Raw genomic sequence first — 6,320 nt, forward strand, 5'->3', positions numbered from 1 at the left:
TATGGATATGTTCGATATTTTCATTTATTACCTATATGGATTACGTCTCGTTTTATTTGTGACTATGGTGATCTTATGTATTTGCGGTATCGATGATCTATTTGTTGATATTTATTACTGGGTGCGTCACTTATGGCGTAAAGGAACCGTTTATAAAAAATACACACGCAAAAACGTGGATGATCTTTATCAAAAAGACGAACAACCACTGGCTATCATGGTACCAGCCTGGCAGGAATTTGGTGTTATTGACAAAATGGCTGAGCTTACCGCGTCAAGTTTGGATTATGAAAATTACCAAATATTTGTAGGCACTTATCCGAACGATCCTGAAACCCAAGCTGATGTTGATCGAGTTTGCATGCGTTTTCCTAACGTGCATAAAGTTGTGTGTGCAAGGCCAGGACCGACTAGCAAGGCTGATTGCTTAAATAATATTATCTCATCAATTATTGAATTTGAGAAAAAGGCAAAGATTAAATTTTCGGGGTTTATTTTGCATGACGCTGAAGACATTGTATCGCCAATGGAATTACGTCTTTACAACTACTTATTGCCTGAAAAAGACCTCATTCAGTTACCTGTATATCCGTATACCCGCAAATGGTATCAAATGACGCCAGGGCATTATGCGGACGAATTTGCAGAATTACATGGCAAAGATGTTGTTGTCCGTGAATCTATTGCAGGGCAAGTACCTAGTGCTGGTGTGGGTACCTGTTTTAGTCGCAGAGCAATTTTAAAACTATTGGTTACCGGTGATGGTTTAGCGTTCGATGTTCAATCATTAACTGAGGATTATGAGATAGGCTTACGCTTAAAACAGTGGGGCATGAGCGAGATATTTGTACGTTTTCCTATTATTGATAAAGAACAACCAACACTAAAAGAATCGTCATTAGGCGTATCCCTGCACGATGGTAGTGTGGTTTGTGTGCGTGAACATTTTCCGACAACCTTTAGCGCTGCAGTACGTCAAAAAAGCCGTTGGATAGTGGGTATCGTGTTTCAGGGCTTTAATAAACAAAAATGGACCAATGACTGGAAGTTAAATTATTTTTTGTGGCGCGATAGAAGAGGCTTTATTAATAATACGATAGGCTTTTTGTCTATGGTTATTTTCCTTCAATTAGTGGCGCTCAGTATTTATTCTTACTTTGTGAAAGATGGTTATCATTTTTTGTCAATTATTGCTGATAATAAAGTGACTCAAGTACTATTAGTGATTAACACTTTCCTACTAATCAACCGCTTATTACAACGATTTTATTTTGTTAGCCGCTATTATGGTTACTTTGAAGGTTTCCTATCATTGCTACGTTTATGTTGGGGAACGGTGATTAACTTTGCAGCTAATGTACGTGCGATTCGTCAAGTAATTCAACAAGGTGATGTTCATCGTGTTGCTTGGGATAAAACGACCCATGATTTTCCAACTCTTGCTAATGATTCACGAAAGCAACCACTTGGTGAGATATTAAAACGTAACATGAAAATTTCAGAAGAGATGCTAACAAGTGTCCTTCTTGATATGCCTAAAAATCGCTTGATAGGCTCGTATTTAGTTGAGCAAGGGATAGTCAGCAATGATGATTTAAGTCAGGCGATTGCAGAACAATTTGAAGAAGAATTTGAACACTGTGATCCCTTTGAATTAGATCCTTCACTCATACATCTATTACCTAAAAAACTGGCCTTAAAATACTCGGTACTACCTTTGCGGAAAGATGGTAATACTTTGATTTTAGGAAAAGAAATGCCATTAAGCCCTGTCGCAAAAGCAACAATTTCGAGACGTTTAAAGTGCCCAGTTAAATCAGTGATCACCACCAATGGTGCAGTGACACTAGGGCTAAGATACTGGTATTTAGAACAAAAAGGGATCAATCCTTATCACATAATTAAGACCATGGTCGGTCACCATAAATACTCAAAAGCCAAATATAAGCCTTTGATTGATAAATACTATGCAACACAAAGTCAGTTGGGGCAGTGTTTGTTAATGAGTAGGGCAATTGAACCTGCTGTATTACATCAAGCAATTCTTGCTTATGAAAACGAGCATGAAAAAAGCTTCGGAAAATTTTTGATTAATCATCGCTATGTCACCAAAGAAGTAATTGATAAAGCACTTGAATTACAAGTCGACCAACAAATGAATGTTGATAACCTTATTAATGAGTGTAAACAGTACTAATGAATTATATCGAAAAAGCCTTAATCGCAAGCGTTTGTACATTATTAAGTATCAGAGTTGATGCGGATGACAATATTTACACTAATTTGTCTGATCTTGAACATTTTCGTACATACCCGTATGTTGATAAAGCGTTTAAAATGCAAAACAATCAACAATACAATGCGGCATTAGAAGAGCTAAATAATGCATTAGCAATTGTTCCAGCCCATATTCCTTTTTTAAAATTTGGTTATCAGCTAGCAGTCAAAGCCGATCAACCTATCAACATTCAACTCAAGTATCTAACTAAAATTCCGCAGGGTAAAAGGGGGGATGACATTCTTAATGTTTGGCTTGACGATGCCAACAACGGCAAGATCTATACGGATACCCAATTACAACGTATTGCTAGTACATTAACATCTAAACAGATGAAAAAGTTCTTTATATACAATGTTTATAAACTGTTAAAAAAATATAATGCAGAAACTGCAGTCGAATGGTCGTATAGTAAGCCTCATAAATATAAATCATTAGCGACTTTGCATTTTGAAGCGTATAACCTTTATGCAATAAAAAAACATGAAAAAGCCCAGCCGTTGCTAGAAAAACTTTATGAGTCATCACATAGCAACCAAACATATTTAAAGTATTTAGCCTTGAATACACTCGCAAATGGCAATGAAACTCAAGCATTAAAATATGCGGAAAAGATAATATTAGACAGTAGTTATAAAGACTTTTACAACCAGTATATAGAGTACCTATTATCAACTTATCAATACCGTAAAGCCAAAATTGAGCTCAATAAATTACACGATAATAATGCGCTACCAGAATCTTTTGCCAAACAGCATGATTATCTTAATTTATTAAATCAACAAACACTTAAAGAATTTTCGGTAATGTCTGATTGTCTAAAAAAGACAGTTACCAAGATCAGTACAAATAAAGCAGAACTAGCGCGATTTCAGTTTAAACACTGTAAGCCAGAAACTGACTCAGTAATGTGGATTAAACTGGCAAGTGAATTGAATTTATATACACAAATTGAAAACACCCAATTTAATACAGCAAGTGCTAAAAAGTTGAAAAAAGAGGTGTTACTAACACATTATAAACAACAAGAAAAATGGTTGAAAATCATAAACGAATTAAAAGATGATGGCTATAAATCACCATCATTATCACGTGATTTGGCTTATGCCTATTCACAAGTAAATCAATATAATAAATCTGCTCAGATCTTTTTTATCAACTATAAAAACAACCATCAGAATAGCGATTTAAGCCATGCTATTTTTAATGCGTTACAGTCGCCAAATGGGGATGAAATTGCAGCTTCGATGGTTAACTATGGATTGAAAAAACAGAAAGGAAAATTACTCGCTGATCCAATGTTTGTTAAGAACATTCTCAATATAACGCAACGTAACGTAAGATTATTCTCACCACAGAGTATTGCAGCCGCCAACCGAAAAATAGTGACATTGTCACCTAAAGTTTGGGGAATGCAGCATCAATGTCATTTGATTGAAGGCTTATCTACTAATGATGACTTTTTAAAACAAGCAATCGCATATTGTGTTGCTGATAAGGATCCGCTGAAGGCAGCTAAGCATTACCAATCCTCGCTTAAGCAACAACCCACCAAAGAACAAGCATTACTATTAGCAGAATGGTTTGCAAAAGCAAACGAATATCAAGCCAGTTCGACATATTGGCTTAAAGCGGTGCGTAACAGTACTGACCTAAAAGGGCTTACGCCATATTCACGTTATCTCTTTATTCATACACTTAATAAGGTAGGACAACCAACACTGGCTAATCAGTCTTGGGTAGAATCGGACTTTGATAAAAAAAATGTACAATGGTGGGAGTTAGGCATTGATATTGCTAAAAGGTTAGAAGACCAAGAAATATTGATTGCACGTATAGAGCAGGGAGTTGATCACACACAATCAGCAGTATTAACACAGTATCTAGCCGAACACATAGTGACAACTAGCGATAGTAGATTAGTTAACAAACTATTTGAAAATGATAAAACGGGCAATGCGAGTGCATTACTGGGCTATCAAACCTATAAAAAAGATCCACAGTTAGCACTACGTGCATTTGAAAGTGCATATCGTTATCCGAAGCACAAAAAAAATGTAGATATGATCTCTCAATATGCTGATCTCGAATATAAAAATGGCAATCTTAGCAATGCACAACAGCTTTATAAGTCTGCGATTGATCAAGTACTTGAACAAAAAGAAGCTAATCCGAAATTATTAGCGTACTTACAAAGCTCACATAAGAATATTGATCTAGGCTGGAAATACAATGTTTCTGGTTGGGTAGGAACAGATCAACAAAATGCGATACCTGGACTAACTAACAGCACAGGCAATTACTTTTTATACGAAGAAGCCAAATACTATTTTGAAAAACCTTGGTTACCACGTTCTGCTTTTTCTATTGCGGCGTTAAGTAATGGGGGATTTGAAGATAAGTTATCGGACAATATCACCGATATAGACTTATCATATCAAATTCAGCCCTTTGCTAAACATAACAGCTACTTAAAAGCAGGCATACGTCAGCGAGTTATTGGAAAAGATCGTAAAACACGACCTTACCTTCGTATTAGTTCCAACGTATTATCAAATGATAAATGGTCAAAAGATTGGAAGCCAGAGCCTGACCAGTGGCTATATCAAAGTCTTTATGCTGATGGTCTAATTTACGTTGATAATTTACATGATTATATTTTGTTTGCTCGCTACGAAATAGGTAACACATTTAAAATTAAAGAGAAATACCAGCAAAGGCTTACTCCATATACATTTGTACAATGGGCCGACGACAGTGAAGACATATCGACTGTTGTTGGCTTGGGAGTAAGTTGGAACTTTAAATTGTTTAACACAAAATACAATGGCTTGAACCTAGATTCAGAAGTAGGTCTTGAATGGCAACATACAGTAGAAAGTTCACAACGCAACAAATCAGACGATGCTGCATTAGTACGGTATTCCTTTTCCTTTTAATCGGTTGCCAGAACACAGCCCAGAAAAACGATCTCAGCATCTTTTACCAACCACTCAATCAAGACTACGATATTTCAATAAAGCAATGGCAGCATTTTGGAACTGAAATAAAAAAGCTAGGCGTTCAAAATGTTGTTATCCAATGGACGCAATATGGCAATGAAACTTTTGGTGAATCACATGGTTGGCTTGCTAAGCGGATGGAAGTACTTCAAGACAACAATATAAAGCTATGGGTTGGCTTATATTCAGATCCCAATTATTTTCGACAAATACATACAGATCAAACCGCACAAAAAGTATATTTAAAGCAATATTTCGATAAGTTACATGAATCCTATTTACAATGGCGAGTATGGTTAAAGGTATATGCTAATAAAGTCCAAGGGTTATATTTACCATTGGAATTAAGCGATTATGACTTCAAAACACCAGCTCAAAGAGAACAGTTGGCAGAGATCTTAGCGCAACAAGTGAAGTTATATGACCAGCCATTAATGATAAGCCTTTATCTATCGGGTGAATTACCTCAAAAACAGATAAAGCTATGGACAGAGCAACTTACAAACTTGGGTTTAATTGTCTACGTACAAAATGGTGCGGGAACTCAAGCATTATCGGCAGATGAACGGCATGCATACTTAAATGATTTAGACTGTAATGTCGGCATTATCCGCGAAATCTTCGTGCAAGACAAAGCATATAAAAGTTTCAAAGCTGATCGTATAAGTAAAGGAAAACTCGACGGCATTTTGAACGAAAAAACCTGCCATCCAGACGCTATGTTTTCTTTACGTTACTTACCCATCAATTCCAATCCATTGAAATTGGTTGGCGAAAAGTAATTTCATTGTGGGTATATTTTTTATATTTAAAATTGAAATATAAATTTGCAGTAAATTATATTTTAATTAAATAAGAGAGCGATGTGTCGCTCTTTTTTAGTTTTAAGTATATGTAATTCATGATGTTGGAGAGAATATAAGTACCTTTTCCTTACAATCATTTTAAACGGTGTATTATTTTTTTCTTTTTATAATTGAATATATTGTTTTATTATCGTAAATTCAGTCCGAATTATAGGTTGATTGAAAGTTACGTAA

3 protein-coding genes are annotated in these 6,320 nt (G+C 35.6%); all 3 read left to right on the forward strand.

Annotated features, from left to right (window positions below; translation table 11 throughout):
- Nucleotide 1: 1 nt before the first annotated feature.
- Genes C9J46_RS13180 through C9J46_RS13190 form a run of 3 tightly spaced genes read left to right on the forward strand, consistent with a single transcriptional unit; the run spans nucleotide 2 to nucleotide 6,062 of the window.
- Nucleotides 2-2,197 (forward strand): glycosyl transferase family protein, encoded by a 2,196-nt coding sequence (locus C9J46_RS13180; protein WP_107207124.1) that lies wholly within the window; start codon nucleotides 2-4, stop codon nucleotides 2,195-2,197.
- Nucleotides 2,197-5,217: a hypothetical protein gene (locus C9J46_RS13185; protein WP_107291021.1), complete on the forward strand. Its 3,021-nt coding sequence runs from the start codon at nucleotides 2,197-2,199 to the stop codon at nucleotides 5,215-5,217. The genes C9J46_RS13180 and C9J46_RS13185 overlap by 1 nt, the downstream gene beginning before the upstream one ends.
- The gene (locus tag C9J46_RS13190; protein ID WP_107207126.1) at nucleotides 5,139-6,062 is read left to right on the forward strand and encodes a DUF4434 domain-containing protein; all 924 of its coding nucleotides are present in this window, start codon (nucleotides 5,139-5,141) and stop codon (nucleotides 6,060-6,062) included. Before C9J46_RS13185 ends, C9J46_RS13190 begins: the two co-directional genes overlap by 79 nt.
- The last annotated feature ends 258 nt before the right edge of the window (nucleotides 6,063-6,320 follow it).

This window comes from Photobacterium sp. GB-36 (assembly GCF_003026135.1).
Lineage (GTDB): Bacteria > Pseudomonadota > Gammaproteobacteria > Enterobacterales > Vibrionaceae > Photobacterium.